Genomic DNA, 24,155 nt, shown 5'->3' on the forward strand with positions numbered 1-24,155 from the left:
TTTGTTGTTTTTTTTGTTGATGCAAAGGTGAGGATATTTTTTTAATATCTCCAAATAAATTTTAAAAATATTTTTTGGATAGATAAATAAGACAGCATTTATAAGCAGGGAGAACTTCGTTTATGCGTATACTTTGGCGTTTATTAATGAAATGTAAATACCTGGTGCATTAACAAATATTTCGGACTGCTAACTTTATCAAATGTTTGTTAATGCTGATTAACAAATGAAGATCATGTATACTTACGAAACCCTTTATTGTAGTAGATTTTGTTGTTTTGATAGTTTGAACTTCACTTTGATTTTTAGAATTAAATTTTTCCGTTAAGATTTCGGGTTTAGTGATGAATAGTTTTTTTCTTTGGGTTATTAATCGGAGTGTATGAGAGATTATCATAAATATATTTCAGGTAAACGGAAAGCATATACGATTATGCTGGCGCCTTGCCATTCAGCACTCTTAGCTAATTTATTATCACCTGTAATCCATTTAACCTTCTATGAAACACTGCATTCTACATGCCGATGACGACACTATATTTTCCGGCATTGTAAAAAAAATCCTCCATCAGCAAGGACTTGAAGTTTACAGCGCTTTTGACGGAGAGCACGCATGGATGCTGTTTAATGAAATGTCATTTCACTCCTGTTTGTTGGATATTGTGATGCCCCGCATGAATGGGATTGATCTTGGTGAACGTATACGTAGCAGGGATAGCCAGATACCTATCTTTTATTTATCCGGTGAAGATCTGGCACTGGTATCAGCAGAAGTATTTGGCAGAGGAGGTGCAAATGGTTATTTCCCTAAAACTTTTAACCTGCGCGAGTTGACAGGCAGATTGCAGGCGTCTCTTATCTACACCAATAATTACATCTTATGAAAGGAACTATAAGGGTGCCTTATTATTCTCCCGGAGATAATGAGTTTTACGGCTCCCACGGAAGGCCAAGAAAAGTTGCACCAGGAGTGAAGAAGGTTTACAGATGCCTGTATGATAACCGCAATGAACTAATAAGCATGGAAGCAATTATGGATACGGTTTTCGGAAAGGAGCATCACGATATTAATAAATTGTACGTATACATATCCAGGCTCAAGCGCATTATTAAAGATCACCCGGGTTCAAGAATTCATAATGTACGTGGTAAAGGGTATAAATTAATTGTGCCATAACTTCCGGATGCGGCGGGAAATTTTGCCTGTTTATCCCAATATTTTTTGTGCTATTGGTATGTTTTCCTAACCAGATATTTTATTATATTCGTTACTGTTTAGTAAACCCAAAGTATAACCGTTAACCAAATTTATTTACTACAAAATTATTAACCATGAAACTCCACAGAACATTGCATCATCCTGATGGTGGGCGTTCATTAGCAGAATATGAAATAAGAGACAATAATGTTTTTACTACTATCCACCACGCGGGTGGCTCCCGTTCCCTACCCTGGTACGAGGTGCGGGAGGATAAACTATATCCTACAATACACCATCCACATGGCTGGAGTTCTTTTCCCTGGTTTGAAATCAATGGTACCAGTATCCGGCCATCCATTCACCACCCGAAAGGCTGTGACGGCTTGCCGTGGTATAAAATTGTATAACCTCTGAAGATAATGGGTTTATGGAACTGGCCTGGCAGCGATGCCGGGCTTTTTTGTGGAGGTCAACAGCAAGCTGAACTGCTTAATACTGCTGCTATACTTCTCGGATACTTCTTGGATACTTCTCAGTTACTTAGGAGTAGCGTATGTGTCGTACTCCCCATATAGTCCCTATATAGTCCCTATATAGTTCCCATATAGTTCCCATACACTTCCTATACACTCCTCATACACTCATGATACACTTCCCATACACTCCCAATACACTATGTCTCGTCCTGAAATAGGTTTACACCTTAGTGAGATAATCCTGAAATAGGTTTACACCTGTTTTCTTAAATCCTGCATTTGGCTTACCGGTAAATTTCGACAATTTTACAAATAAGCATTGACCCCGGCAACCGGATCTTGTCATTTGCGCCCAGATCCAGATGTTTGCAAGCCAGCTGCATACCCCTATGCAGCCCGCTTTGGGGTCAATGCTGCTCATTTGAAATGGAGTTGATATCAGAGGGATATAATCAGCGCCTCGTTATTATTTGGCGCCTTTGACAGGCTTAAAAGATAATTGGCGTCCAATAGTCTCAGCAGCTCGTTGTAAAGTAAAAGCAGATCAGCTCTGTGTTGGGCGTCCTCGTATTGGGTGTCCTCCGCAGCGAGTGTTTCCGAAAGCCAGAGCCACAGTGTTTGTCGCGCTGCGGCAGGAGGAAACAGTTCGCAGAAGCGGTTAATGGCGAGCATGGGATCAGCAGATTCCTGCCCGGATAAGTGTGTATAATGAAAAAAGGATTGGGAGGTTTGCATAACAATAGATTTTTATTATGCGCTAAGATAGTAAAAATGTAATAATAAATGTGATTATGCGTATTATTTATTGTGATAATCTGCTTATTTGTGTGATTTTTATGCTGTCAGAATGATTGTATTTCTGCTTATATTGATGAAAAATATGCTTATAAGGCAGTAATATGGGTGATAAAGTATTCAATAGAATAAAAGCAGTGCTCGCTGAAAAAGGCAAAACAAATAACTGGTTAGCAGAAACTTTAGATATGAATCGGAATACCGTTTCTAAATGGTGCACGAATCAAATGCAACCGACAGTGGAAACTCTTTTTAAGATTGCAGAAGCATTGGACGTTGAAGCAAGAGAATTGCTGGTATTAAGAAAGGCTAAATAATCTACTCCTGACCCAAGTGATCGCATTAAATGTTACATAAAGAAAGTCTTGCCCTCCTTCGTCAACAAATCCCCATTGGCGCCCGCCACGGTCTTAACCTGCTTAATCATACAAATGGAAATGTGGAGCAAGCAAGGCGTTTATTTGAAGCCGAAATGGTCCAGGTTATCATAAATAAAACGGCTGTTTCGCCGGAAATAGCCAGGAAACATTTGACAATCCATAATTATGATATTGCCGAAACGATCTCCAGTATCGACGGGGAGCGCTTTACCCTATCCCAGCGCATCTTAAAAAAAACAAAGAATAATAAAGAAGAAGCCTTGACCCTCATTGTACAAAGCATTGAATCCACAGAGAATATCCAGCGGAAATTTTGGCTGCCTTTAGAAGAACTGGGATATTTACCTCCTCCTGTATATTGTTTGTTAGTACTGCACGACTTTTTAAGTTATGAAGATTGGGAAGGCTTTAGCAGCGCTATTTATTTCCATCCGGATATAGTTGTTTCGCAGCTGGAAACGGTGCTTAACCTGGCACAGGTTGCCGGTCATTTACGCGCTGCAAGGAAACGTAGCGATGAAATTCATCAGCAATATAAAGGACAAACAGAATCGGTAATTGCCAATAAGGTGGCTGTAGATGCGGAGTTTTCTCAGCACGAGTCAGGATTTGTGGCCGGAAGATCGCTGATTGTTGACCGGTTGTACAATGTGGTGGTGGATAATATTGGATTGTTTCCCTAAACCTATCAGACCTGGAATTTTACATTGGTAAATCAGACCAGGCAACTGTAGCTCCAAGCTGCTGCAAATTATCAATATGCTTTTGTAAGTGTAGAAGAAAGCCATTTGCTACCAGTACATCCTGTTGGGTCAGTCTGACTAATGCTTCCTGCGGACCAATATCCCAGATCTTCATGAGGTATTTGGCCACCTTTACTTTGTTGGGGCCGGCGTCTGTAACGACCAGTTTTCCGTACCTGAGCAATGCGGGGTCTATTTCTGTGCTTTCCGCTTCTTCATCGTCCCATTCCTGTATGGTCGTGTGAAGTTCCAACCAGAAAGGATTCTGGATATCTGTAGAAAGTTCTACAAGCTGAAGGCAGGCTATTTTATCTTTACCAGCCTTTTCCATCTTTTCTAAAAAGTAGCCCAAAGAAACAATATCGAAACCAAGGTCAATGGCATCCCATCGCCCCGCTCCATGCAACGCATAATAAACCGGAAAGCCCGACGCTTCTTCGTTCAGGTCAATAAAAAAAGGATCATCCATTTCGTTGAGAGCTATAACGTACCAGCCGGGCTGCCATTCACCTTCTTTAGTTGAAGTCAGATCTTCCCCCGAAAGACCGTGATACCTGAAACCGCTTTGAAACTCCTCCCATTCCTCCTTTTTGGGGTAATGAAAGGGCAATAACATAGTGCGCGTCTCTGTTTGGTTTTCGATAAACTGCAGAATAAGCTGTGGGATGTTCAATGGCATTATTAGTATAGCTTTGGCATGGTTGATAGCAGAGATGTTAGGGACCTTAGTAAATTTAAATCAATCAAAGATCAATTGTTAAATTAACTCTTCCGCCTAATCCAACCGTTACAATTTCCTGTAAAGTGGAAAGTCTAATTTCTTTAATGTCGTTCTCAATTTTTGATATATAAGATTTATTCTTCCCCACTTTTGCACCAAGTTGTTCTTGTGTTAAACCCTTAGCGATTCTTGCGTCATGTAATAAAGCACCAAGTTTAAAAACTTCATATCCAGCTTCGAATTCTTCGCGTTTTTCGGTTCCTCGTTTACCATGATGTTTACTTATGAAGTCATCAAGGGATGTGAGACTATTATTTTTGATCTTTTTCATATTCACTTTTTATTTTCAAGGCTCTTGTAATTTCATTCTTCGGTGTTTTCTGTGTTTTCTTTTGAAAACCATTCGCCAGTACAATTAATTTCCCTTTATCAAAGAAACAAAAAATGCGGAAAATGTCAGTACCATGCTTTATTCATATAATCCTCCGTTCCTTCAAGATGTTTCAAATATGATTCTGGCACCCTCTCTAATTCTTCAATTGCTTTTAAAGTCCAGAGTATTTTATCCTGAACATCTTTTTTCTGACCATTGAAAAATGTTTCAAAATAGGTCTTGTAGAAAGCTACTTTTCGATATTTCTTTGTTTCCACGACTGTAAGGATACATAAAGTTTCCCTAAAGAACAACTAGTGTTTTATAAATATAGAATACTTATCCCCCCTTTGCTAATCCCCTCTTTTCTCCCTATTTTTACTATAATGTCCACGCACCTACCAAAACAATCTCACCTCCAACTGAAGTCATTATTTGACCTGCTATACCTGCGCCTTTGCCGGTTTGCTGATCTTTTGATCGCGGATTCCGCCATGGCAGAGGATATCGTGCAAAAAGTGTTTATAAATTATGAGCATGAAGACGATGATTTCCCGGCCATCAAAATGTTCCTGTACAAAGAAGTGCTGAATGCCTGCCACGCGCATAAAGCGGGTATAAAAGCTGCCTTTATAAGGGCGGAAGTAGGCGGGGAAATAAACCGGGCTATCGCTGCACTGCCGGAGGGCTGCAGTAAAGTTTTCAAGCTTAGCTATGTGGAGGAACTGAAAAATGAAGAGATTGCGGCAGAGATGTCGATGCCGGTAAGCTGGGTGAAAACCCAGAAAGCAAGGGCGCAGGAGTTATTGCACTGGCGACTGAAGCCGGAAACTTTTCTCGTATTAAACTTCTTCTTATCCATTGCAGAATAATCTGGAATCATATTACCACCGGTCCCGGTTAATAATAAAGTATTGGGAAAACACACTTTCAGCAGCGGAAAGTGAGGAGCTGGAGGCGTGGATAGATGCCAGTGAGGAGAACCAGTTGTTGTTTGCGGAGTTAAGCAAGGAAGCTACTTTGAAGGAGGAGTTGAAACAGATGGGCAACTATTATCCGCAGCAGGCCTGGAAGAAGGTGCAAGCCGCAAGAAAGGAAAGAAAACAGGTGCCTTGGGCAGGAGTGGTTGCTACGTTAATCATGTTGCTGCTGGCCATTACGTTGAAGTGGTGTTATCTCCGCGAGGCGTTACCCGTCGATAAAAAGATAGAGAATAGGGGTACCAGCCGTTGAGCTGCGTCCTGTAGTGAAAGAGGGATTTCCTCTTCTTTCCGCCATAGGTTTTTATGAAGCGTCTCCCTCCGGGAGGCGCTTTATTTGTATCCGGCAGCCTGCAATTCAAATAATTCGGCGTAACGTCCTTTACGGGCCAGCAGTTCCTCATGGCTCCCGATTTCCACCAGCGTACCGCGTTCCAGCACTAAGATGCGGTTAGCCATGCGTACCGTGGAAAACCGGTGGGATATTAACACGGCGGTTTTATCACGGGTAAGATCAGCGAACCGGAGAAATACGTTGTATTCTGCCCGGGCGTCGAGGGCGGAGGTGGGCTCGTCCAGTATAAGGAGTTGAGCATCTTTCATGTAAGCCCTTGCCAGTGCTATCTTTTGCCACTCGCCACCAGAGAGTTCTATGCCCTGGTTAAAGCGGCGCCCAAGCATCTGTTCGTAGCCGAGCGGCATTTTTTCTATGAGCGGGAAAGCAAGACTTTGCCTGGCCGCGTCCTCAATCATGGGAAGGTTGTTGCTTTGCGCAATGTTTCCCACGGCGATGTTCTGGGAAACCGTCATCTGGTAGCGCTGGTAGTCCTGGAATATAACGCCTACCTGCGTACGCAGTTCTTTAAGATCATATTCACGGAGATCTATGCCATCCAGCAAAATGCGTCCTTCTACCGGGTCGTAGAGGCGGGATAGTAGCTTTACCAACGTAGTTTTGCCGGCGCCGTTCTCCCCTACCAGCGCTAATTTCTCGCCGGGATGCAGGGTGAAGTTAAGGTGCCGGATGGCCCATTTGTCGGAGTTAATGTATTTAAAGCCTACATCTTCAAAAGTAAATCCCTGTTGAATAGGCCGCGGAAATGCCCGGGGATGAAGCACCGGAACCATTTTAGGCTGTATCTCAAAATATTCAAACAGGTCGCGCAGGTAAAGGGCGCCCTGTGTAACACTGGAAAACCGGATAAGGATACCCTGGAAGGTGGTACGCAACTGCCTGAAAGACCCCGCCAGGAAAGCCAGGTCGCCAATGGTAAGATGCCCCTGGATCGTTTGCAGGATGATGATCACATAGGCGGCATAATATCCTGCGGCGCCAACTACCGCGAAAACAGTTCCCCAGATAGAGTCCCTGATCTGCAGTACTTTTTTATCGGTATAAAATTTATTGGAGATGACCTTAAAGCGGTTGATCAGGAAATTGGAAAGATCAAACACCTTTACCTCTTTGGCCGTTTCATCACTTGCTCCGAGATAGCGGATATAATCCAGCTCACGCCGGTCGGACGTTTGGCCCCAGGCCAGTTTATAATACAGGTCGTTGAAGTGCGATTCATTCAGGAAGGCCGGGATTACCGCCAGCAACAATAATAATATCAGCCAGGGATTGAAGAATACCAGTCCTGCCGCCAGGAAAACAATCGTGATGATATCCTGTACCTGGCTGAGTACCTGCGCCAGCAGCACGGTTCTGCCGGAGGTTTGCTGCCGGGCACGTTCCAGCTTATCATAAAATTCAGCATCCTCAAATTGGTCGAGGTCCAGCTTGGCGGCATGTTCCATGATCTTTACGGAGGTATGGTTGGCAAAGAGATCGCCTAAAAGGCCATCCAGCAAGGAAATAGCGCGACTTAGCGCATCGGATAATATGGCCAGTCCGAATTCCAGCGCCACCAGTTGCCATAGCCAGGTGGTAGAGTGCCCTGCATCTTTGGTGAGATGTACCACCTGGTCGATGATCAGCTTGCCCACATATAACAACGATAACGGCATGGCAGATTGCGCCACCCTGAGAACAGTGTTCGCTATAGCGAGCCCCGGACTGGTTTGCCATACCATCCTGAAAAATGCCGGCAGGTTGCGAAGGGCCGCCAGCCGCTCTTTGAAGGTTAATTTCTCGTCTTTCCCCGGGCGTTTTTTCCGGGGCGTTGCCATTGCACTCATACCGGTAATTTACGAAAATTGCTTCTCCAAACATAAGCGCATTATCTAAAAGGATTTGTTTTAAATTTGAGTTCATGTGAATAAACCAGAATGCTATGTTATTATTGATCGTTTCCTTGCTGATAGCTTGTTGTGTGATTGTTGCCGGCGTTGTATACGCTGTAAATGAGCAATCCAAACAATGGGCGGCATCAGAAAACTAGTACTGCACTTCAGTTGAGTACCGGATATCCGGGCTGAATAAATAAAAACTACAATAGAGGGATACCCCTCCCAGGTGCGTTATACCTGCGTACTATAGCTTTTATTTAATTAGCAATTATCGATATGCGTGAAAAAAGGAATGTGCTGACTTACCTGGCAGAAAAGGAATGGCTGATCATGAGTTTATGGTTTGGCCTGTCCTTTATCGGCGCCTTCATGGAAGTATCCCGGAATAATTTTAATAATTACCGCATATTTAAAGATGTATTCTTTCACGTCATTCACCAGCAACCACTATACATCCCCTACCCGGCCGATTATTATGATGTAAATCTTTATGGCCCCTTATTCAGCCTCGTAATTGCTCCCTTTGCAGGTTTGGAGATTCACCTCGGAGCGATGTTGTGGTCGCTCACCGGTTCCGCTGTTTTATTTTATGCCATCCGGCAACTGCCACTCTTACGCATGCAACAGAATATTATCCTGCTGCTATGTTCAATGGAGCTCATGGGCGCCAGCAGCTGGTTCCAGATGAACCAGTTTATCGGTGCTTTCATTATCCTCACTTTTGCCCATACGGTTAAAGGGAAAGAACTTTGGGCGGCTTTCTTTATTGCACTGGGAACGCTGACAAAGTTTTATGGTATCGTAGGACTTGCATTCTTCTTCTTTACCCCCAATCCCAAACGGTTTATCGGGTACCTGTTTTTATGGGGCGCGGTCATGTTTGCACTGCCCATGATCATATCTTCTCCCCAATATATTATTCAATGTTACTTTGATTGGTATGCTGCACTGGTACACAAAAACGAACTGAATGAAGGCGCGAATATCCTGTTCCAGGATATATCTGCCGGAGGCTTTATAAAAAGGGTATTTCATTTGCCGGACCTGAGTAATAATGTAGTACTCATTCCTGCGGTAATACTTTTCTTTTTACAATATACCCGGTTAGCAGATCGCTACAATTCCCGTTACCGGCTGTATATACTCTGCTCTACGCTGATATTCCCGGTACTTTTCAGCACCAGTTCGGAGTCGCCTACCTACATCATCGCTATACCGGCGGTATGTACTTGGTATGTTATGCAGCCATCCACCAGAAGGAATAACATATTTATGTTTTTCCTCATCTTCCTGATCAGTTTTTCCCATTCAGATATTCTTACTCCCTGGTTCAGGAGAAATATTGCGATGCCATATGCCGTGAAAGCCTTGCCATGCCTGGTATTGTGGCTGGTGATCGTCTATCAGATCTACACCCGGAAATATTTATTGAAAAAAGATGTTTCTCCCGCGCCTGTCAAGGAATTGGAACCCGTTGCCGTATTGTGAAAAAATTAACGAAAAAAGTAATAATCCGGGCGTAAATTGCCGCATTATTAAAGGTTTTTGATTATGAACACGGGATTCAAGATAGGTAGTGCATTTGCGTTATCTGCTATGCTGTTTCACGGCATTCAAACAAGTGCACAGAAGAAGTCAGCACCATTGCCAGGCTTTGTTGAGAGTAAATCAGTTGCTTCGGTAGATCCTTATATCGGCTCCGGCGGCCATGGACACGTATTTGTTGGCGCCAGCGTTCCATACGGCGCAGTACAAACAGGTCCTACCAACATCGTAAAAGGTTGGGATTGGTGCTCCGGATATCATTATTCAGACAGCGTATTAATAGGCTTTTCCCAGATGCACCTCAGCGGAACTGGTATCGGCGACCTGGGCGACGTGCTCATTATGCCCTACACCGGCAAGGTGAGAACCAACCGCGGCACACAGGAAGATCCAACTTCAGGATACGGTTCCCACTACTCCCACGATCGCGAAACTGCACGTCCAGGTTACTACGCCGTTCAACTGGACGACTATAATATTAAAGCAGAATTAACCGCTTCAGAAAGAGTTGCTTTTCATAAGTACACCTTCCCGAAAGATCAACCTGCCAATATTATCATCGACCTGAAAGAAGGTATCGGCTGGGATGCGCCGGTAGAAACATTTATCCGCCAGGTGGATGAATATACCCTCGAAGGATACCGCTACTCCAAAGGATGGGCGGAAGACCAACGCCTCTGGTTTGCCATTAAATCAAATGTACCGGTGAAACAATTCCTGGTATTTGATGGAGATAATAAACAAACCGGTAAAGAAGTAAAATCGAAAGAAGCGAAAGGGGTGATCGTATTCGATAAATCACCCGGACAAGTTATGCTGAAAGTAGGCGTTTCGCCCGTAAGCAGCGAAAACGCACTGGCGAATATAAAAGCAGAAATACCAGGCTGGGACTTCATCAAAACCATTAACAGCGCTAACGCTAAATGGGACAAGGAACTGGCTAAAGTAAACATTGAAACAAAAGACGAAGCCGCACGCCGCGTATTTTATACTGCCATGTATCACACCATGATTGATCCGGCATTGTTCAATGATCATGACGGCAGCTATCGTGGTACCGATAAAAAAGTATATACCAATCCAGGCTTCGATAACTACTCCGTATTTTCTCTCTGGGATATTTATCGTTCCTGCGCGCCACTCGCCACCATCCTGCATCCTGAAAAGGTGAACAGTTTCGTGAACTCCATGCTCACCATCCACAAACAACAAGGCAAATTGCCGGTATGGCCGCTGATGGGTAATGAAACCAACTGTATGGTAGGCTATCACGCCGTACCGCCTATTGTGGACGCTTACCTGAAAGGATTCAAAGGATTCAACGCAGAAGAGGCTTTTGAAGCCATGAAAGTTACCGCTAACCGCGACGACCTGGGCCTGAAATACGTAAAGGAATTGGGTTACATCCCGGCAGATAAAGAATACGAATCCGTTTCCAAAGCCATGGAATACGCCATCGACGACTGGTGCATTGCCGCCATGGCAAAGAAGTTAGGCAAAACTGCCGACTTTGAATACTACAAAAAACGCGCAGCTTACTACCGCAATTATTTCGATAGCACCATCCGTTTTGTTCGTCCGCGTATGAGCGATGGCAGTTTCAAAACACCTTACGATCCGTTTAACTCTGTCCACGAAAAAGGCGACTTCACCGAAGGTAACGGCTGGCAATATACCTGGCTGGTACCACAGGACGTAGAAGGGCTGATTCAACTCATGGGCGGCGACGATGCCTTCACCAACAAACTCGACAGCCTCTTCACCGCCAAAGGCGATATGGGCGCAGAAGCTTCCAGTGATATCTCCGGCCTGATAGGTATGTATGCACATGGTAATGAGCCAAGTCATCACGTCACCTACATGTACGCTTTCTCCGGTTATCAATGGAAAACCGCTGAAAAAGTAAGACAGGTAATGAAAGAATTTTACTTCGATCAGCCGGAAGGTCTTGCAGGTAACGAAGATTGTGGCGCAATGTCGTCCTGGTACGTATTCTCCTCCCTTGGCTTCTACCCTGAAAACTCTGCCAGCGGCACCTATGTATTAGGCAGCCCGCTGTTCGACAAAGCAACTATTAAAGTAGGCGCCGGTAAAACGTTCACAGTACAAACCATCGGCAATAGCGCAGAGAACATCTATATCCAAAGCGCTACCCTTAACGGCAAACCATATACGAAAAGTTTTATCACTCACCAGGATGTGGTAGCCGGCGGAACGCTGGTAGTTAAAATGGGCAACAAACCCAACCTCAGCTTTGGTAAGGCCGCAGCGGACAGGCCATCGAACGCGCTTTAAGCGGATTTTGTCTTTCTCGCTGATTACGCTGATTATGCTGATTACTTTGATTTTTACTTTTTGATTTTTTTTGATTTAATAGTTAAGGGAGATAAGAGCGAAATATCCGCTTCTATCTCCCTTAATGCTTTATAAAATCCAAAAGTAAAAATCAAAGTAATCAGCATAATCAGCGTAATCAGCGAGAAAGACAACCTACGCGTTAAGCATTTTCGCCCAGCACGCGCAACACCTCTGGTGTTACGTTGCCGAAGATGGAAACGCCTGCCGCGCCGTTCTGGATGGCTAGTTTTACGGCTTCGGCCAGGTCGGCGTAGTTGCCGTGGAAGTCCGGAAGGTATAGGCCTGCGTATAAGGGGAAGGCGCCATGGAGCCCCTTCACGCCTTCTGCTACCGCATCGCCGATCCAGCTTACGTTTTCCCTGTAAAAGCCATGATAAATCATTGGGCAGATGGCGTTCAAAGGCCAGTTGGTCCAATCCTGGCGTACGATGCGTTTGGCGATTTCCGGAGTGGGGAATACTGCCGCGGAAATTGGCTTTTTATGTTGCCGGGCTACCTGTGCGAGATTGCTCACCACATTGGTGATCCGGTCGTAGCGGAACTTGCGCCAGGAAGGACTTTGATCGGGATGTTCTATTTGTAAAGGATCTACGCCATGTTTTTCTTTATAGGCATTGCGGCATTGTTCGCAATAGCAGAAATCGTATTCGGGCAATTCCTTCGACTGATCAATACCATAATTACTCCAAAGGTTCACGGGTAATATCACATCGCAGTAACGGACATAGTCGAGATGGATGCCATCGACATAATCCAGTGAAAGGATTTTTTCTACCTGGTCTTTCAGATAATTCACCACCTCCGGTTTGCTGGGACATAGCCAGCGGTAGTAATCCACATAGGGAGGATGGTTGGCGCAGGATTCACCTTTGCGGTTTTGCGCATACCATTCCGGGTGACTGGCAAGCAATTCTTTTTCCCCGCGATTCATTGTCCACATCCAGCGGTGAGCGTTGATGCCGTTGGCTTTAGCGGTTTTAAAATGCAGTTCGCTATCTTCCTCAAACATGATATCCGTGATCCCTGCTTTTCTGTAAGCAGCGTATCTTGCTTTTAAGATAGCGGGAGTATCTTTATGATCCGGATTGATCCACACGCGGTGTTGCACGGCATTCTTTTCCAGCGTGGGCGCTGTTTCTTTTGCAGTAGCGGCGCTCGCTGGCAGTGTAGATTTCGCCAGTGCCAATCCACCGATGCCCAATGATTTTATAAAAAGACGTTTATCCATAGCGCTTATTTTCTGTTACTATACACTTTACCTTCCTGGTTGATATTTACGGAACCAGCAAAACTACTGCCGGTAACGCTGGCGTTATACTGTAATGAAATGCCTTCCATTGATAACGTATATCCTTCTTTATTAGTACCGGTTTGTTTTTCAGAGATCTTCAGCTCTTTTAAGTTTTTAGCATAACGGCCATTGGCTTGCCTAAATTGTAGTTGGGCGCTGTAAATCTGCCAGAGATATTGTTTGGCTTCCTCCGCCGGAGGTAGCTGGAAAGTAGTATTGGCTTTGCTGGTAAACAGCAGGTAACCCCACCGTTCCGGTGCATGCATATTCACAATTCCTTGTGGCGACCAAACCCAGTTGTGTTCTGGCTGCTGTTGTTTTACGTACTTGCCGTTTTTAATATCAGTGTCCCACTCCACCCGCGAAAAATTGATGCGCCACAGGCTATTCTCTGCGGGCCGTTGGTTTTTATTGAAGAAGCTGAGGGCGCTGAAAGGCACGGCCATCTCCACTGTCCACTCTTTATCGGTATCCGACGGATTATTAATAGTGCCATCAATATGTATGGCAGTGATAATTCCTTTGGTGTCCCAGTTGATCAGTGCCTCTCCCATGTTGCGGTAAGGCTTGCCCATAAACAAGTCCATCACGGTATTTAAAGCATTGATTTCTATCTCGTAATATTGGTGGGTATCTCCATCGGGATCTATAAATACTTCAAAATCATTGTCCCGGAAAATAATGGCGTCATGCTCCACCAGCGTTCCCCATATATGTGGCTCCTGCAGCGTAGCTGCGATATAAAGATATTGCTGGTTCCACATCATCTTCACCCTGGTGCGCAGTGCCGGCGCGGGTTTGGCATCGCCTTCAATATCTTTGAAATCTTCCGTCCAGGCGGCTTGTTGCCAGGCGGCTTCATCGAGTTTACCGTCGATCACTACTTTGTTTTTCGTTTCCTGGCATACGTAGTGGCGGGGTGTTTCGTGTGCGGGTTTATACAATTCCAGCCCGGTTTGAGCGGAGGTTGTCTTACTCAGGATTACGCTGATTATAATGATTGCGCTGATAATTTTTTTTGTGATGGAAGGATTTATTGTCATTTATATTTTCCGTTAATGAGTCTTTTAAATTCTAAGCTTGGCCGGCCAAAGTTAATAAGTAATCCGGTTTCTACGTTATATGCTTCGATATAGCTTTTGGCTTGTAAGATGTTTGATTGCTCCATTAATGATAAAGCCTTTAGTTCTACAGCAACAACGTTTTCCACCAGGAAATCAGCTCGCCTGCTTCCCACTACTTCACCCTTATAGTATATAGGCATGTCTTTTTCTCTTTCAAATGGAATTTGTTTTTCACTCATTTCGATGGCCAATGCACGCTGGTAAATTACTTCCTGAAATCCGGACCCCAGTATCCGATGTACTTGCATAGCGCAACCAATAATTTTTCCGGTAAGCTCAGAATGCTTATAAATTGGGTTAATCATGCATTATGTATTAAGGTTAAACAAACAATGACACTAATTTAATCATTCCAATAAAAAAAGAGCCGGATAATCTATCCGGCCCTAAAAAAATAAATCAATCAAAAAATAAATCAATCAAAAAGTAAAATCAAAAAATAAAATCAGTAATAAAATCACAAAGAACAAAATCACGGTAATCAACAAAATCAGCGTAATCCTGAGTAAGACAACCTCCGCGCGCGTTACCATATGCGTACGCGCGCACTATCCGCCCGGTACATGCCATCCCCTGGCTTCACGCCATACACTTCGTAGAAAGCGTCTACGTCGCTAAAAGGACCGTTCACCCTGAATTTGGCGGGAGAGTGTACATCGGTCAGCACCTGCCTGGCGAGGGATTCTTTTTTGGTGTGGCCCAGCCAGCCCAGGGAGTAGCCCATGAAGTACCGCTGTGATGGCGTGTATCCGGCGATCTTTTCGTTCTTCTTATATTGTGCTGTTTTTTTGAACGCTTCCCATCCCAGCAGGATACCGCCGAGATCCGCGATATTTTCACCAAGAGTGGCTTTGCCGTTGATGCGTAAGGTATCCACTACTACGTAGTTGTTGAACTGGTTAACCATAACGGCGGCACGGTCATTGAATTTTTTCTCGTCGTCTTTGGTCCACCAGCTTTTCAGGTTACCGGCGGCATCAAACTGCCGGCCTTCATCATCAAACCCGTGTGTGATTTCGTGGCCAATGGTGGAGCCGCCGGCATAGCCGTATACAACGGCGTCGTCCAGCTCTTCGTCGCGCTTACCGGGCACGGTGAAGATACCGGCAGGCAGCACAATTTCATTGTTGCTGGGGTTATAGTAGGCGTTGTATGTTTGCGGCGTCATATCCCATTCATTGCGATCAACCGGTTTGCCGAGTTTGTTGATCTGGTAGTTTTGCCACCACTGGTGGGCTGCTTCGATGTTTTGATGGTACGATTGTTCCTTGATATCCATCGCAGTAAAATCTTTCCACTTATCAGGATACCCTACTTTCTTGGTGATCTTGGAGAGTTTGTATAATGCTTTTTGCTTGGTGCTGTCGCTCATCCAGTCGAGGTGTTCAATGCGAATTTTCAGTTCCGCACGGATTTCTTCCACCAGGTTTTCATATCTTTTTTTGGCGGTGGTATTAAAGAACTCTTTTACAAACAGCTGGCCCAGGGCCTCTCCCATTGCGCTTTCCTCTGCGTCCAGCACTCGTTTCCAGCGCGGTTTCTGCTTGTCTTGTCCTTTGAGGAGGGTGCCATAAAATGCGAAGTCGGTATTGGCGATGGTATCGCTGAGGTGTTGGGAGGCCGCGTTGATCAGGTTCCACTTGAGATAGTCCTTCCAGGTTTGAAGTGGTTGTGATTTAACGGCGTTGCTCAGGTTGGAACAAAATTCGGGCTGGCCAACAATAATGGTATCGGCGAATTTGCTGATGCCTTGTTGTTTGATGAACTCATTCCAGTCGATGTTGCCGGCAATTTTATTTAGCTGGGTGACAGCCATCTTATGATAGTTGGCTTCCGGATCGCGGAGTGCTTCCAGTTTGCGGCTGTTCTTAGCCAGGTTTGTTTCCAGTTGTACGATGCCGGCAGCGGCCTTTTTAGCGGCGGTGCTGTCGTAGCCAACAAATTGCAGCATTTTAGCAACGTGACCGGGATAGGCGTTCCGGATGTTGGTGGTGCGTGCGTCGGTGTTGAAGTAGTAGTCGCGGTTGGGAAGACCCAGCCCGCCTTGTCCCAGCTGCACAGCAATGACGTCACTGTTTTTGGCGTCCTGCCCGATGTACAGGCTGCAGAAGGCGCCGGTGTTGACGTTCAGCTTGGAGGCCATTTGCACCAGCTGCGGGATGCTGGTAATGGCATCAATGGCTTTCAGCTCCGCTTCAATAGGCTTTATACCTTCCTGGTTGATGCGCACGGAATCCATTCCGCTGGTCCAGAAGGCGGCAATTTTTTTTGAGATAGGATCGGTAGGATTTTCCACCGCTTTTTCATTGATGATACGCAGGCGTTTGTACAGTTCTTCCTGTACCAGGTTACCGATGCCCCATGAACTGTATTCTGCTGGTATGGGATTGCGTTTTATCCAGCCGCCGTTGGCATAATCAAAAAAGTCTTGAGTGGGATTTACGGTGCTGTCTACATTGGCGGCTACTGCGTCGGGGGTGGAAGATGCGCCGGCGCCGGGTTGTTTCTGTCCCTGGTTACATGCAGCGAAGCAGGTAATGGCAGCCAGACCGGTTCCGGTGAGGATGGATTTTATCATAAGCTGTTGAGATTTTGTTATCGGAAGAAAGGTAATTATTTTTTATCACCCTGATTATTAAAATGGGCTTAACGGCAGCAGGAGAATATAAAGTAAATAATGTATTTTGGTACAAAGTCATTTCCTTACCTGCAACGCTTATGATTAACAATTTAAAGACTGGCCGCATTTTATCTATCGATGCTTTCCGCGGGATTACTATTCTTGTCATGATTTTCGTTAACAGTGTGGCGGGAGTGAGCGGTATTCCTTCCTGGATGCAGCATGCGCATGGTAATGAAGACCGGATGACCTTTGTAGATGTGGTGTTCCCGGCTTTCCTGTTTATAGTGGGTATGTCGGTACCTTTTGCCATCAATAGCCGGCTGGCAAAGGGAGATACTTTCTGGCAGTTGCAGCGGCATATTGCCTGGCGTACATTGGGTTTGTGGGTGCTGGGTATTTTTATGGTAAATGCCGAGAAGGTGAATGCAGCTGCTACCGGTATGAGTGGCGCTGCGTGGTCACTTTTATTTTATGTATGCGCTATACTGGTTTGGAATGTTTATAAGTTTAAAAACGCGTGGCTCGCATGGTGCTTCAAGGGCGCGGGCATGATAGGATTGATCATCCTGGCATTCATTTTCCGTGGAGGTGAAGATGGAACGGAGCGATTAACCCCGGATTGGTGGGGTATTTTGGGGTTGATAGGCTGGGCATACCTGTATGCATGTATCATTTACCAGGTGTTTAAAGGTGCGGCCGGCGCCATTATGCTGATGATAGCGGTATGTATCGGGTATTATATTTTATGTAAACAGCCGTTTATGGGAGAATGGAGCTGGCTTACTTCGCAGGCGGGCCATGCTGCACATACTTCCATTGTGTTGTCGGGAATGTTGCTGACATTATTTTATTTTGATGAAGACCTGGGCCTGAAAGGAAGTAAGCTGGTATCGCGGGTAACGGGATACCTTATTTTACTGTTGATAGCCGGTGTTTTGTTAAGACCTGCTTATAAACTATCCAAGATCCAGGCTACACCCAGCTGGTGCCTCTATTGCAGTGCTATATGTGTGGCTGTATTTTCCCTATTGTATTTTCTGATAGATGTAAAACAGGTCAGTAAGTGGACGGCTTTCTTTCGCCCGGCGGGTTCCAATCCTTTGCTCACTTATATCCTGCCGGACATTGTTTTTTATGGCATGTTGCTCGCGGGGATCAGCCTGCCGGCTGTATTGGGAGAAGGACTTCTGGGTATTGCCTGGTGCGCTTTTTTTGCAGTAATCATGCTCTTCCTCGTAAAGGGATTAAACAAGCTGGGAATTCGCCTGCAACTGTAACAATCTTACACACTGCTTCGTTATAACTCTCGTAATGTAGAAAAATATCTACGTGAAATACATCCGTAAACGGGTATAGCGCGTAAATAGTTGTGGCATTTCGTTTGCCCCTTTCATTCATGTAAACAGATTTTGCATCCCAAAGTTCCCCCCATGAAAAAAATTGCAATTGTATTAGCGTCAGCAGGATTGATTTTAGCTATCTTAGCGCAGTACGCCTTAGTCAACGACTGGATGTGGTTCAAAGTGTTCCACACCCTGGGATTTATAGGCTACATATTGATCATCAGCGGTCTTGCTTGTTTTTGCCTGTGGTTGATTCATCAGTTTTCCCGTGATGAAAAAAACAGGATAAAACGTTACTATCATCGCCAGCACGATGAAAGCGAAGTGAATACTGCACAACGGTAATAACGATATGTCTGACTTCTTCACACTTAAATTTGAATACAACGGGCATCCGCACATCCTGGATGTGCAAACCGCTCATCAGCAATTCAAAACGGTTTATAAGGTAGCCGTTCAGGAACATGAAATTACTTTTGAGCCTGATGAAGAAGGCTACGTACGCGCTGTTTCCAGCAAGCCTATGCACGATCATTTAAATCCTGTAGACGTAGGATTGTTACACCATGTGGCAGAACTCATTATCCAGCATATTCAGCAATAAATTATTCCTCATCAATTTTTTCTCCCCGGATCTCGTCACGCAATGATTCAGGGTCCCATCCCTGCCCTTCATCCAGCCAGGTTTTTACACGGTCGGATGAAATGAGTTTTTCCATTTCATCGATACGTTCCTTCATGGAACTGATGTATTGTTTTTTATCATCGCGCAATGCGGATAAGCCTTTCAGGGTGCGCTCATCCTGGCGGAAGAAAGTCCGTGCGGCACGTTCACTCCGGTAAGCCCTTCCGCCCAGCATGCGAAGGGCATCCACGCCAACACGCAGGGAAGTGTCTACCGTTTCGCGGTAAATATGCAGTACGCCGAGGTCCATCAGTTCAAAAGTATCTTCATTATTTTCTGCTCTTACCAATAATTGCAGATGAGGAAAATACCGTTGGGCCATTCTCACTATTTCCAGTGTTTGTTCCGCATGATCAGTAGCAATGATCAGCATTTTTGCATCTTTAGCGCCAGCGGCAACCAGCAGGTCATAACGGGATGCATCTCCATAATATACCTTAATACCCAGGTTGTGCAGTGCATCTACCCGGTCGGAATCCAGGTCCAGGATAGTAGCATTAATACCATTGGCCCGCAGGAAACGCCCGGTCATGCTGCCAAAGCGGCCAAAGCCCGCAATGATCACCGGGTTCTTTTCATTGATCTCATCCGCTTCCCTTTCCGCTTTTACTTCTGAGCGGGTATAATACGGTTGAATCACTTTTTCATATAGCAGCATAATCAGCGGGGTAAGCGCCATGCTGATGGCTACTACCGCTGTTATCATGGCGGTCATTTCCTTACTCATCAGCCGCGTTTGACTGGTGAACGACAACAACACAAATGCAAACTCCCCGATGTCTGCGAGGGCAAAAGCAAACAGCAGGTTCTGGTCGGTGCTCAGCCTGAATATTTTTCCCAGCAGCAACAACACAATACCTTTCAGGGCCATGATACCCACTACTAAACCCATGATCAGCCAGGGCTGTTCCATTATCAGCCTGAAATCAATAGATGCTCCAACAGCGATAAAAAATAAGCCGAGTAACAATCCCTTGAAAGGTTCAATATCACTTTCCAGTTCATGACGGTATTCACTGTTGGCAAGTACCACGCCGCCCAAAAATGCTCCCAGCGCAGAGCTGAGTCCCACCAGGTTCATCAGCACAGCAATGCCAACCACCATCAGCAAGGCTGTGGCGGTAAATAATTCGCGTACACGGGTGCGGGCAATGATACGCATCAGCGGCCGCACCAGGTACCTGCCTGCAATAATGATGATGGCTACAGCGCCCAGCACTACCAGTGTTTGCGCCCATCCGGGTAAATTATCCCTCAGGGAAGCGCTGTGCGGAGCGGCATCTGCTGCGGCGTTACCCGCCAGCAATGGAAATATGGCCAGCATCGGAATTACGGCAATATCCTGGAACAGCAACACCGAAAAGGCGCTCTGCCCGGCAGATGTGCCCATCCACCCTTTTTCATTCAGCGTTTGCAACACAATGGCGGTGGACGATAGCGAAAGGATCATGCCCAGTGCCAGCGATGTGTTGATGGGTTGTCCTACCAGGTAGGCAATGCCCGCAATGGCGGCTGCACTGATTATCACCTGCAACCCTCCCAGCCCGAGAATGGAGGACCGCAGCCGCCACAACAGCGCCGGTTCCAGCTCTATCCCTATGAGGAACAGCATCATCACTACACCGAATTCCGCAAAATGCATAATATCTTCTCCCTCTCTTCCTATAAAACCCAGTAAAGAAGGGCCTATGATAATACCTGCGATCAGGTAGCCTAAAACAGCTCCCAGTCCCATCTTTTTGGCCAGCGGCACAAACACAATGGCGGCAGCCAGGTATACCATCGACTGAAATAGTAAAGAATGTTGGTCCATATTATCTGGTTTGAGCGGGTAGTTGAAGTATTTGACGGAGGTTTTCCAGGCCAGGCAAAGGAGTAAGATCAAACTTATCGTCGCGGAGACGTTCCAGCACCTGTTTCAGCTGGACCGTATCTTCCTGGATATCTGAAATATCCTGCCGGTGAACACCGTATATCACAAAAGGAGCCGCATAATGCATATTGCATAATTTGGCGGTTTGTATAAAAGGCAGCAGGAATTCATGCACGGTATGGCCATGGTGACCATCCGGTTGATAGGACTGTTCGGCGCCTCCAGCTGTGATAATATTGCTGAAATACTTTCCCTGTAAGGCTTTGCCGGTATGTCCATATGCCCAGCCGTGCTCCAGCACCAGGTCGATCCACTGCTTTACAATAGCTGGTGCACTGTACCAGTAAAAAGGATGCTGCATAAAAATAATATCATGCTGCTCCAGCAACTTTTGCTCACGGGCTACATCCACATCCAGATCAGGGTATTGTTCATACAGGTCGTTGAAAGTAATCCCCGGGATATTTTTAACCACCCGCAGCAACTGGGAATGTACCCTGGATTTCTCCAGGGCGGGATGTGCAAAATTTATCAGAACTCTCGCCATTATTGGATTTTCGTATAAAGGAATTTAGGTATTTTGTTTCAAACATAGTCCTTCTGTGATAACCAATTCCGTATCAGCCTTCCGAATACTCCTGTAAAAGCAGCCGGTATTTATTGAGGATACTGGATTTGGAGATAAAGCCCACCAGTTGTTGATCCTGTATTACCGGCAGGTTCCAGGCCTGGGCGGTATCAAATTTTTTGATCACCACGTTAATGTTATCTTTTAAATTAACCACCGCCGGCGGGGCGTGCATCAGCTTCTTTACGGTAACCGTATCGTACAGTTCAGGATTAAACATAATCGGCCGGATTTCATCCAGCGTAATAACGCCTTCAAACAGTTGTTCGTGGTTCACTACCGCAATAATATTCCGGCTGCCTTCTTTTACCAGTTCTATAATATCCCGCAGGGTGGCGTCAATAGAAATTGTTTGCACATCTTTTTCAAGAAGGTCCTCCATTTTCAGGAGCAGCAGGATGTTTTTATCATGGGCATGCGTAAATACTTTGCCATCTTTTGCCAGTTCTTTGATTTCCGGCGAGATAGGTGAAAACCATTTTGCCATCAGGAAAGAGATGGTAGAAACAATCATCAGCGGAATAAAAAGATCGTACCCGGAGCTGGATTCGGCAATCAGGAAGATGGCTGTCAGCGGGGCATACATCACACCGGCCATTACGCCGGCCATACCAACAATCACGAGGTTGGTAACCGGGATATCGGTGAATCCCATCTGCTGACAAACCATGGCATAAAAAAATCCCAGGAATCCGCCGGCAAACAGTGATGGTGCGAAGTTCCCGCCGTTACCACCGCTTTGTATGGTGACAGAAGCCGCCAATGCTTTCAGCAGGCACACGCAGCCGGTAAACACCACTATCATCCAGCTTTGCAGGGGAAGATACCGGAAGAAACTGTTTTGAAGAATGGCTTCGCCATTGCCCGAGGCAAGTGATTTCACGCTGGAATAGCCTTCGCCGAATAAAGGAGGCAGCGCCACGCAGAGGGCAGATACCAACACACCGCCCAGGAGCGCGCGTTGTATCGCTGTCCAGTTGAGCGAGTGGAAAAAATGTTCTATTTTTTGTGAGATGACCACGTAATATCTTGCATAAAATCCGCTGAGTATGCCCAGGGCTATATAATAAGGTACGTTATGATAGTTAAAGGCAACCCTTGACTCGAAATGAAACAGCGCTTCTTCCTGTAAAATAATTTTAGAGAGCAAGCTGCCGCAAACGGCTGCCACAATGAGTGGCATGAAATCAGAAAACACCACGCCCGTGAGTAATATTTCAAAAGCAAACATCATCCCGGCAATCGGTGCATTGAATGCTGCCGCTATCCCGGCAGTTGCGCCGGCGGCCAGTAACAGCGTGCGTTCTTTATAACCTAATTTATAGGTACGTGCATAATTGGAGCCAAGTGCCGCACCGGTAACCGCAATGGGACTTTCCAATCCGGCCGATCCGCCAAGCCCCACGGTGATAGCGCTCTGTAATATCTGTGAATACATTTTTACGGGCGGGATCAGGCTGGAGTTCCGGGCTATTTCGTGCAGGATAGCGGGAATCCCTTTCCTCGATTGTCCCTTGAAAAACCAGATGACCATGAGGGTAGTGAGCACAATTCCGAGGAACGGGAACACTACATAAAAAATAACCTGTGTGCTGAAATGTACTTTATAGGTGATTACATAATGGATGTAATGGACGAGGCTTTTTAAGACAACGCCTGCTAACCCTGCCGAACAGCCTACCAGTATACCTGAAAGCAGGAGGAACTGGCTGCGGCTCATTTTGCTGTGTAACCAATGTAATATGAGCTCATAGCTTTTGGCACTCTTTAAACTGTATTGTTCAAAATCCTTTTTGAATCGAAAAAAGCTATGGTATTTCCGCAGGCGGTTAAATTGACTCATGCGGCAAATTTAAGGATCAAAGCTCAATCAGTGCATAAACTTTATCATTCATATAAGGACCGCCAGGGCGACGGGCCGTGTAATCCAGGTTAATCCAGTACTCTCCTTTCAGCTCGTGATAGTATATTTCTTTCACGGCTGGCTTCGGAAAAAGTGTGATGATAGCCTGCTTCATGATTTCAAACTCTTGTTTATCACCGCAGTAAAGCTCGGGGTAGGCATGGCCTTTCACCAGTACAATACGGCATCGTGCCCCGATCGATTGCAGGCAGGAAGTCATGAGGATGGAGTGGTCGTCGCAATCGCCCCCCAAACCATTTTGAATGGTTTCCTGTGCAGTGGCGAAGTATTCGTCGCGGCGGGAATCCAGCACATATTTAAACTGGCCATTGATATAACGGAACAGGGAAAGGAACCGGGTTATTTTCCCGTATTTATAAAAATATTCGTCGTAATAATCGAGGGAGTGTTTTACGGAGAAGTTGCGGACCACCGAGTCCTGGAAGTTGATCTTTTCCCGCATGCCACGTACGGTTTTATCGCGGTAGCTCTCTACCCTCCTCGGATAAAGACTGAGGATATCCAGTTGTTTGCTGCCTTTGGTATTGAGGTTGCCCTGTACCATACCTTTATAATCGTTGAGCACATTATAAAAGGTATAGCGGTCAGTAACTTTATTGATGACCATTACACTGCATACCAGTAAGAAGATGGGAATAATCAGCGGTCTGAACACCCAGCGGAGCAAATAGACAACTATGAAACCCGCTACCACGGCCAATAACAGATCGATGTGCCAGCCATTCGCCACGATCGGAGGCGTAAAGCTGTTGATATAGGGTGCCAGCAATAATAAGGTCAACAAACTCAATGTGTTGAACAATATATTCTGTGCTACGGTATATTTGCTTTCGTCTATGGCCATTATGCTACGCAATAAA

26 protein-coding genes are annotated in these 24,155 nt (G+C 45.5%); 12 read left to right on the forward strand and 14 right to left on the reverse strand.

Annotated features, from left to right (window positions below; translation table 11 throughout):
- Positions 1–500: 500 nt before the first annotated feature.
- The 3 genes from AB6805_RS08835 to AB6805_RS08845 all read left to right on the forward strand — a co-directional run bounded on the left by AB6805_RS08835 (position 501) and on the right by AB6805_RS08845 (position 1,608).
- Positions 501–884, forward strand: a complete 384-nt coding sequence (locus tag AB6805_RS08835; protein ID WP_370909065.1) for a PleD family two-component system response regulator — start codon at positions 501–503, stop codon at positions 882–884.
- Positions 881–1,177 (forward strand): transcriptional regulator, encoded by a 297-nt coding sequence (locus AB6805_RS08840; RefSeq protein WP_370909066.1) that lies wholly within the window; start codon positions 881–883, stop codon positions 1,175–1,177. The genes AB6805_RS08835 and AB6805_RS08840 overlap by 4 nt, the downstream gene beginning before the upstream one ends.
- A 155-nt stretch (positions 1,178–1,332) precedes the next feature.
- On the forward strand, positions 1,333–1,608 hold the full coding sequence (locus tag AB6805_RS08845; RefSeq protein WP_370909067.1) for a hypothetical protein: 276 nt from the start codon (positions 1,333–1,335) through the stop codon (positions 1,606–1,608).
- A 507-nt stretch (positions 1,609–2,115) separates the two neighbouring features.
- On the opposite strand, the gene AB6805_RS08850 is transcribed toward AB6805_RS08845, so the two are convergent.
- A complete protein-coding gene (locus AB6805_RS08850) occupies positions 2,116–2,412 on the reverse strand; it encodes a hypothetical protein (RefSeq protein WP_370909068.1) in 297 nt (98 codons plus the stop codon).
- 164 nt (positions 2,413–2,576) lie between these two features.
- Here AB6805_RS08850 and AB6805_RS08855 point away from each other — a divergent pair, with 164 nt between their 5' ends.
- Together AB6805_RS08855 and AB6805_RS08860 are read left to right on the forward strand one after the other, a co-directional pair.
- The gene (locus tag AB6805_RS08855; RefSeq protein WP_370909069.1) at positions 2,577–2,789 is read left to right on the forward strand and encodes a helix-turn-helix transcriptional regulator; all 213 of its coding nucleotides are present in this window, start codon (positions 2,577–2,579) and stop codon (positions 2,787–2,789) included.
- Positions 2,790–2,818: 29 nt separating this feature from the next.
- Entirely contained in the window at positions 2,819–3,535 is a 717-nt protein-coding gene (locus AB6805_RS08860) for a hypothetical protein (protein WP_370909070.1), read from the forward strand.
- Between the two features lie 19 nt (positions 3,536–3,554).
- Here AB6805_RS08860 and AB6805_RS08865 read toward each other — a convergent pair whose 3' ends face one another.
- From AB6805_RS08865 to AB6805_RS08880, 4 genes are all read right to left on the reverse strand, one after another.
- The gene (locus tag AB6805_RS08865; protein WP_370909071.1) at positions 3,555–4,274 is read right to left on the reverse strand and encodes a hypothetical protein; all 720 of its coding nucleotides are present in this window, start codon (positions 4,272–4,274) and stop codon (positions 3,555–3,557) included.
- Positions 4,275–4,338: 64 nt separating this feature from the next.
- Complete coding sequence (locus AB6805_RS08870) at positions 4,339–4,647, reverse strand: helix-turn-helix domain-containing protein (protein WP_370909072.1); 309 nt, start codon at positions 4,645–4,647, stop codon at positions 4,339–4,341.
- The gene (locus AB6805_RS08875) at positions 4,628–4,789 is read right to left on the reverse strand and encodes a type II toxin-antitoxin system RelE/ParE family toxin (protein WP_370909247.1); all 162 of its coding nucleotides are present in this window, start codon (positions 4,787–4,789) and stop codon (positions 4,628–4,630) included. Before AB6805_RS08875 ends, AB6805_RS08870 begins: the two co-directional genes overlap by 20 nt.
- The gene (locus tag AB6805_RS08880; protein ID WP_370909073.1) at positions 4,773–4,967 is read right to left on the reverse strand and encodes a hypothetical protein; all 195 of its coding nucleotides are present in this window, start codon (positions 4,965–4,967) and stop codon (positions 4,773–4,775) included. Before AB6805_RS08880 ends, AB6805_RS08875 begins: the two co-directional genes overlap by 17 nt.
- A 108-nt stretch (positions 4,968–5,075) precedes the next feature.
- Between AB6805_RS08880 and AB6805_RS08885 the strand changes: the two genes are divergently transcribed.
- Positions 5,076–5,561 carry a sigma factor-like helix-turn-helix DNA-binding protein gene (locus tag AB6805_RS08885; RefSeq protein WP_370909074.1) on the forward strand — a complete coding sequence of 162 codons (486 nt, stop codon included), beginning with the start codon at positions 5,076–5,078 and terminating at the stop codon, positions 5,559–5,561.
- Positions 5,551–5,922, forward strand: a complete 372-nt coding sequence (locus AB6805_RS08890) for a hypothetical protein (protein ID WP_370909075.1) — start codon at positions 5,551–5,553, stop codon at positions 5,920–5,922. Before AB6805_RS08885 ends, AB6805_RS08890 begins: the two co-directional genes overlap by 11 nt.
- A gap of 80 nt (positions 5,923–6,002) precedes the next feature.
- Here the strand turns inward: AB6805_RS08890 and AB6805_RS08895 are convergent, their stop codons facing one another.
- Positions 6,003–7,850 carry an ABC transporter ATP-binding protein gene (locus AB6805_RS08895; RefSeq protein WP_370909076.1) on the reverse strand — a complete coding sequence of 616 codons (1,848 nt, stop codon included), beginning with the start codon at positions 7,848–7,850 and terminating at the stop codon, positions 6,003–6,005.
- Positions 7,851–8,177: 327 nt separating this feature from the next.
- On the opposite strand from AB6805_RS08895, the gene AB6805_RS08900 reads away from it, so the two are divergent.
- The gene (locus tag AB6805_RS08900) at positions 8,178–9,389 is read left to right on the forward strand and encodes a glycosyltransferase family 87 protein (protein ID WP_370909077.1); all 1,212 of its coding nucleotides are present in this window, start codon (positions 8,178–8,180) and stop codon (positions 9,387–9,389) included.
- A 63-nt stretch (positions 9,390–9,452) separates the two neighbouring features.
- The gene (locus AB6805_RS08905) at positions 9,453–11,741 is read left to right on the forward strand and encodes a GH92 family glycosyl hydrolase (RefSeq protein ID WP_370909078.1); all 2,289 of its coding nucleotides are present in this window, start codon (positions 9,453–9,455) and stop codon (positions 11,739–11,741) included.
- Between the two features lie 202 nt (positions 11,742–11,943).
- Here AB6805_RS08905 and AB6805_RS08910 read toward each other — a convergent pair whose 3' ends face one another.
- The 4 genes from AB6805_RS08910 to AB6805_RS08925 all read right to left on the reverse strand — a co-directional run bounded on the left by AB6805_RS08910 (position 11,944) and on the right by AB6805_RS08925 (position 16,797).
- On the reverse strand, positions 11,944–13,032 hold the full coding sequence (locus AB6805_RS08910; protein ID WP_370909079.1) for a family 10 glycosylhydrolase: 1,089 nt from the start codon (positions 13,030–13,032) through the stop codon (positions 11,944–11,946).
- A 5-nt stretch (positions 13,033–13,037) separates the two neighbouring features.
- Positions 13,038–14,138: a carbohydrate-binding family 9-like protein gene (locus tag AB6805_RS08915; protein ID WP_370909080.1), complete on the reverse strand. Its 1,101-nt coding sequence runs from the start codon at positions 14,136–14,138 to the stop codon at positions 13,038–13,040.
- Positions 14,135–14,524, reverse strand: coding sequence for a GxxExxY protein (locus AB6805_RS08920; protein WP_370909081.1), 390 nt, complete (start codon positions 14,522–14,524; stop codon positions 14,135–14,137). Before AB6805_RS08920 ends, AB6805_RS08915 begins: the two co-directional genes overlap by 4 nt.
- 221 nt (positions 14,525–14,745) lie before the next feature.
- A complete protein-coding gene (locus AB6805_RS08925; RefSeq protein WP_370909082.1) occupies positions 14,746–16,797 on the reverse strand; it encodes a M13 family metallopeptidase in 2,052 nt (683 codons plus the stop codon).
- A 140-nt stretch (positions 16,798–16,937) separates the two neighbouring features.
- Between AB6805_RS08925 and AB6805_RS08930 the strand changes: the two genes are divergently transcribed.
- The 3 genes from AB6805_RS08930 to AB6805_RS08940 all read left to right on the forward strand — a co-directional run bounded on the left by AB6805_RS08930 (position 16,938) and on the right by AB6805_RS08940 (position 18,789).
- Positions 16,938–18,119 (forward strand): DUF5009 domain-containing protein, encoded by a 1,182-nt coding sequence (locus tag AB6805_RS08930; RefSeq protein WP_370909083.1) that lies wholly within the window; start codon positions 16,938–16,940, stop codon positions 18,117–18,119.
- A 153-nt stretch (positions 18,120–18,272) separates the two neighbouring features.
- A complete protein-coding gene (locus tag AB6805_RS08935) occupies positions 18,273–18,530 on the forward strand; it encodes a hypothetical protein (RefSeq protein WP_370909084.1) in 258 nt (85 codons plus the stop codon).
- A gap of 7 nt (positions 18,531–18,537) precedes the next feature.
- Positions 18,538–18,789: a hypothetical protein gene (locus AB6805_RS08940; protein ID WP_370909085.1), complete on the forward strand. Its 252-nt coding sequence runs from the start codon at positions 18,538–18,540 to the stop codon at positions 18,787–18,789.
- Position 18,790: 1 nt separating this feature from the next.
- Here the strand turns inward: AB6805_RS08940 and AB6805_RS08945 are convergent, their stop codons facing one another.
- The 4 genes from AB6805_RS08945 to AB6805_RS08960 form a co-directional block, all read right to left on the reverse strand.
- Positions 18,791–20,683 carry a monovalent cation:proton antiporter-2 (CPA2) family protein gene (locus AB6805_RS08945; protein ID WP_370909086.1) on the reverse strand — a complete coding sequence of 631 codons (1,893 nt, stop codon included), beginning with the start codon at positions 20,681–20,683 and terminating at the stop codon, positions 18,791–18,793.
- Position 20,684: 1 nt separating this feature from the next.
- Positions 20,685–21,290, reverse strand: a complete 606-nt coding sequence (locus AB6805_RS08950; protein ID WP_370909087.1) for an NAD(P)H-dependent oxidoreductase — start codon at positions 21,288–21,290, stop codon at positions 20,685–20,687.
- Positions 21,291–21,363: 73 nt separating this feature from the next.
- A complete protein-coding gene (locus AB6805_RS08955; protein ID WP_370909088.1) occupies positions 21,364–23,214 on the reverse strand; it encodes a chloride channel protein in 1,851 nt (616 codons plus the stop codon).
- A 16-nt stretch (positions 23,215–23,230) separates the two neighbouring features.
- Complete coding sequence (locus AB6805_RS08960; protein WP_370909089.1) at positions 23,231–24,139, reverse strand: transglutaminase domain-containing protein; 909 nt, start codon at positions 24,137–24,139, stop codon at positions 23,231–23,233.
- Between the last annotated feature and the right edge of the window lie 16 nt (positions 24,140–24,155).

It is taken from the genome of Chitinophaga sp. RCC_12 (assembly GCF_041360695.1).
Classification (GTDB): domain Bacteria; phylum Bacteroidota; class Bacteroidia; order Chitinophagales; family Chitinophagaceae; genus Chitinophaga.

Excerpts from the sequence above, each read along its gene's own strand:
- AB6805_RS08900 (WP_370909077.1), top strand. The coding sequence starts at position 8,178 with ATGCGTGAAAAAAGGAATGTGCTGACTTACCTGGCAGAAAAGGAATGG.
- AB6805_RS08960 (WP_370909089.1), bottom strand. The coding sequence starts at position 24,139 with ATGGCCATAGACGAAAGCAAATATACCGTAGCACAGAATATATTGTTC.
- AB6805_RS08950 (WP_370909087.1), bottom strand. The coding sequence starts at position 21,290 with ATGGCGAGAGTTCTGATAAATTTTGCACATCCCGCCCTGGAGAAATCC.
- AB6805_RS08930 (WP_370909083.1), top strand. The coding sequence starts at position 16,938 with ATGATTAACAATTTAAAGACTGGCCGCATTTTATCTATCGATGCTTTC.
- AB6805_RS08935 (WP_370909084.1), top strand. The coding sequence starts at position 18,273 with ATGAAAAAAATTGCAATTGTATTAGCGTCAGCAGGATTGATTTTAGCT.
- AB6805_RS08925 (WP_370909082.1), bottom strand. The coding sequence starts at position 16,797 with ATGATAAAATCCATCCTCACCGGAACCGGTCTGGCTGCCATTACCTGC.
- AB6805_RS08885 (WP_370909074.1), top strand. The coding sequence starts at position 5,076 with ATGTCCACGCACCTACCAAAACAATCTCACCTCCAACTGAAGTCATTA.
- AB6805_RS08920 (WP_370909081.1), bottom strand. The coding sequence starts at position 14,524 with ATGATTAACCCAATTTATAAGCATTCTGAGCTTACCGGAAAAATTATT.
- AB6805_RS08855 (WP_370909069.1), top strand. The coding sequence starts at position 2,577 with ATGGGTGATAAAGTATTCAATAGAATAAAAGCAGTGCTCGCTGAAAAA.
- AB6805_RS08860 (WP_370909070.1), top strand. The coding sequence starts at position 2,819 with ATGTTACATAAAGAAAGTCTTGCCCTCCTTCGTCAACAAATCCCCATT.
- AB6805_RS08840 (WP_370909066.1), top strand. The coding sequence starts at position 881 with ATGAAAGGAACTATAAGGGTGCCTTATTATTCTCCCGGAGATAATGAG.
- AB6805_RS08905 (WP_370909078.1), top strand. The coding sequence starts at position 9,453 with ATGAACACGGGATTCAAGATAGGTAGTGCATTTGCGTTATCTGCTATG.
- AB6805_RS08845 (WP_370909067.1), top strand. The coding sequence starts at position 1,333 with ATGAAACTCCACAGAACATTGCATCATCCTGATGGTGGGCGTTCATTA.
- AB6805_RS08895 (WP_370909076.1), bottom strand. The coding sequence starts at position 7,850 with ATGAGTGCAATGGCAACGCCCCGGAAAAAACGCCCGGGGAAAGACGAG.
- AB6805_RS08870 (WP_370909072.1), bottom strand. The coding sequence starts at position 4,647 with ATGAAAAAGATCAAAAATAATAGTCTCACATCCCTTGATGACTTCATA.
- AB6805_RS08910 (WP_370909079.1), bottom strand. The coding sequence starts at position 13,032 with ATGGATAAACGTCTTTTTATAAAATCATTGGGCATCGGTGGATTGGCA.
- AB6805_RS08955 (WP_370909088.1), bottom strand. The coding sequence starts at position 23,214 with ATGAGTCAATTTAACCGCCTGCGGAAATACCATAGCTTTTTTCGATTC.
- AB6805_RS08915 (WP_370909080.1), bottom strand. The coding sequence starts at position 14,138 with ATGACAATAAATCCTTCCATCACAAAAAAAATTATCAGCGCAATCATT.
- AB6805_RS08940 (WP_370909085.1), top strand. The coding sequence starts at position 18,538 with ATGTCTGACTTCTTCACACTTAAATTTGAATACAACGGGCATCCGCAC.
- AB6805_RS08850 (WP_370909068.1), bottom strand. The coding sequence starts at position 2,412 with ATGCAAACCTCCCAATCCTTTTTTCATTATACACACTTATCCGGGCAG.
- AB6805_RS08835 (WP_370909065.1), top strand. The coding sequence starts at position 501 with ATGAAACACTGCATTCTACATGCCGATGACGACACTATATTTTCCGGC.
- AB6805_RS08945 (WP_370909086.1), bottom strand. The coding sequence starts at position 20,683 with ATGGACCAACATTCTTTACTATTTCAGTCGATGGTATACCTGGCTGCC.
- AB6805_RS08865 (WP_370909071.1), bottom strand. The coding sequence starts at position 4,274 with ATGCCATTGAACATCCCACAGCTTATTCTGCAGTTTATCGAAAACCAA.